Below are 2,784 nucleotides of genomic sequence, written 5' to 3' on the forward strand. Positions count from 1 at the left end.
AGATATCCATTTGCCGGTAGTTGGATTTTTGCGAAGAGGTTCTACATCGATGAATGGTTCAATTTTCTCTTTCATTTCCTCGTACCGCTTTTCTGCACGTTTCAATTTCTTCTTGTCTGCTTTCTCTACCATCATTGCTAGATCACTCCTCAATCTGCAGAGTATTGTACGCTGAATTATACGCAGGAACTTATAATCCGCTCGCCTTTTCTAATCCAATAAAGCAACTTAACTTTTGGTTTCGACCTCGTGTTGCATAGATTCCAATGGAAATCCAGCTGCTCAAGTAGTTGCAAAGAAAGAGAACTAAAATCATACTCCCCCATCAGCCACCACCGGACTAGTCTGCATCGGATTACTCCGATCCATTTTTCTTATTTGTCAACCAGTATCTCGATTTCATCTCGAACGCACTCTATCTTGCTCATCGCGTCATCAAGGCATTCTCGAAGGTGCTCGATGCGCTCATCTCGTGTCATATTTCCGTGATTCTTCTCTTTGCCGCATTTGCATGTACCCATTGTTTTGTCACCTGGTTCGATGGATGGAAAAGGGCATATAACCTCGCGCAAAGAAAATCCTTAGTTCCTTCAGGTGTCCTGAGATGCAAAGCAAAATTGAATTCGATAACATGTGCTTGGAACCCCTCAAAGCTGTCTTCTCGCAGCTTGGACGCACATGGACCGTCCCAATCGTGGTCGTGTTAGGTCGAAGTGAGACCAAGCCAAGATATCACGAAATCAGTGAGAAGGTTCACAATCTAACGGGGAAGGAAATCAGCGACACCATGCTTTCGAAGCGACTTTCCGATTTGAGCGAGATAGGTCTGGTCAAACGAACCGTGCTTGCAGAGAGCCCACCACAGGTACAATATGAATTGACAGAAACAGGGACCGATACATTTCGCCATGTTGTCAAAATGATGAAGTGGGCCGAATATGCATGTCATGAGGGGGAGCTGAAAACTGAGACATGCAAAGGCAATGCCATCTCGTGAAAGATGCTTTTGTTTGTCAAGTCCGAATGTTTAGACATCGACCTATTCCTCAGTCGTGTATTTCTCCTATCAGAGAATAGAATTTGCCAAGGAAGAATCTCCAAGAATCATATCGCCCAAAATCCTCTCCAGAAGACCTCTGGTGACGCTTTGTGGAGGGTCATTTTGACACTCCAATCCGCAGACTTGTTTATATAGAAAAACACCTACAAGTCTACAAGTTACGTCGGAGCGCTTCGTAAGGGCATGAAACCGATGTGGTAAGGAGCAAATCCTCATGTACGCTCGTATCGAAGAGAAGAAGAGTACTATTCTGTTTGTATCACTTATCACATTCATCTTATTGACCCAGCTTGTTGCAGCTACCGCTTGGGCCCTCGGTACCCAACGCTATGTACATCATGGCCTAGGTTCCGATGCATATGATGGTACGTGGAGGACGTTTGAACGAGACTTGCTAGATGATCTACATGATGCACAGCCAGGAGTAGACATAATCAATGTAGACGCGTTCCTGATTCGAGGTAGTGGGTATGTTGACGAAATCAAACTCCTCCCAAGGGAGAATCAGGGAGACTTCGTTGTTCCATCAGGGAAGAGCTACATGCAGCTTCAGAATGTTGATTCACGTCCAACTTTGTCATCATGGCATGGTCCAACATATGTCCAGGTTTTGGATAGGCCATTCAGGCTGTACCAACTTGATGACTTCGCGGTCCTCGGGAAGCTGAACCAAGGACCTAACAGTGAAATGGGGAAAATCAGGGTGAGTCTCTATGATGATAGTATGAAAGAGATTCTCAGAATCATATGGCGAGACTGTTGGGCTGCTAGCGCAAAGACACAAATCAGAACGATATACAAGGATGCGAACGGCAATACTCACACCGCTAGCCCTGGATACATCTACGGCGATGCAGTCATCGATGCCAGAATGTGGTACCAAGCATCAACCGAGACAATTAAATCAACGATTGATGGCATGACTGCAACTCATGCGACTGCTGCTGACCCTGCTAGAGTTGTCAAATACATGGTCATCCAAGGGCATAGATACCAGGGCAATTCGCTGATTGACTTGAGAATCAAAGATATCAATGTGAAAGTGGATCTCAACGCTGAGAACCCCAATGCGCCAGAGCCGGGCGAACCCGTGGAGTACGATGGAACTAATCAAGGGCCTTCCGATGCAGACGTTGGAGAGAAATTCGTTGGGGGGTACGAGCAAATGGCTAGCGAAGCAGTAAGTGCAACTTGGGATGGGCCATGGCCGGTGCTAAATATTGCCTGCAATTTGATAGTGCACAGTCTGTCATTCATCATGACATTGAAGGTTGATTTGTTGGGATCTCTCTCGGTTACTGAACTAACGCTTACACACCCCGTTCTAGATTCAGCAACTGATGAACAGCTTCAGGCTTCCACCGATACCGTAATGGCATTGAGTCCTGTTAGGTTCTACAGTGCTGTTGTTTCCGTCTCCAGAATAACTGCCAAATTCTTTGCAACATTCGGAAAGCTCCCTGGAGCCCAAGGAGCTTTTGCTGCTTCATTATTAGCCTACGTCACAGCTTCTATAATGCTCACAATCACAATTGCCCAAGAATACATGAATAGTGCATTGAGTGCTCTTGATGCTTTCATTGGTTTAGTTGTACTCGTTTGGGGCGTCATATTTGCTGGAAACACTATTTCGAAGCAATCCATCTTTGGTAGATTGTTAGGCTTCCTTGACAAATACCGGAGTACACCTTTGGAGGATTGGGGATATCATGACACATTTTTCC

Annotated in this window: 3 protein-coding genes; 2 read left to right on the forward strand and 1 reads right to left on the reverse strand. The window is 45.5% G+C overall.

The window, feature by feature from the left end; genetic code table 11:
- Window positions 1-374: 374 nt before the first annotated feature.
- The gene (locus GF309_15175) at window positions 375-521 is read right to left on the reverse strand and encodes a hypothetical protein (GenBank protein MBD3160119.1); all 147 of its coding nucleotides are present in this window, start codon (window positions 519-521) and stop codon (window positions 375-377) included.
- Between the two features lie 83 nt (window positions 522-604).
- On the opposite strand from GF309_15175, the gene GF309_15180 reads away from it, so the two are divergent.
- Together GF309_15180 and GF309_15185 are read left to right on the forward strand one after the other, a co-directional pair.
- Complete coding sequence (locus GF309_15180; protein MBD3160120.1) at window positions 605-997, forward strand: hypothetical protein; 393 nt, start codon at window positions 605-607, stop codon at window positions 995-997.
- 277 nt (window positions 998-1,274) lie between these two features.
- Window positions 1,275-2,784, forward strand: a 1,510-nt coding sequence (locus GF309_15185) for a hypothetical protein (GenBank protein MBD3160121.1), incomplete at its 3' end; no start/stop codon positions are given.

The sequence above is a fragment of the Candidatus Lokiarchaeota archaeon genome, assembly GCA_014730275.1.
Classification (GTDB): Archaea; Asgardarchaeota; Thorarchaeia; order Thorarchaeales; family Thorarchaeaceae; genus WJIL01.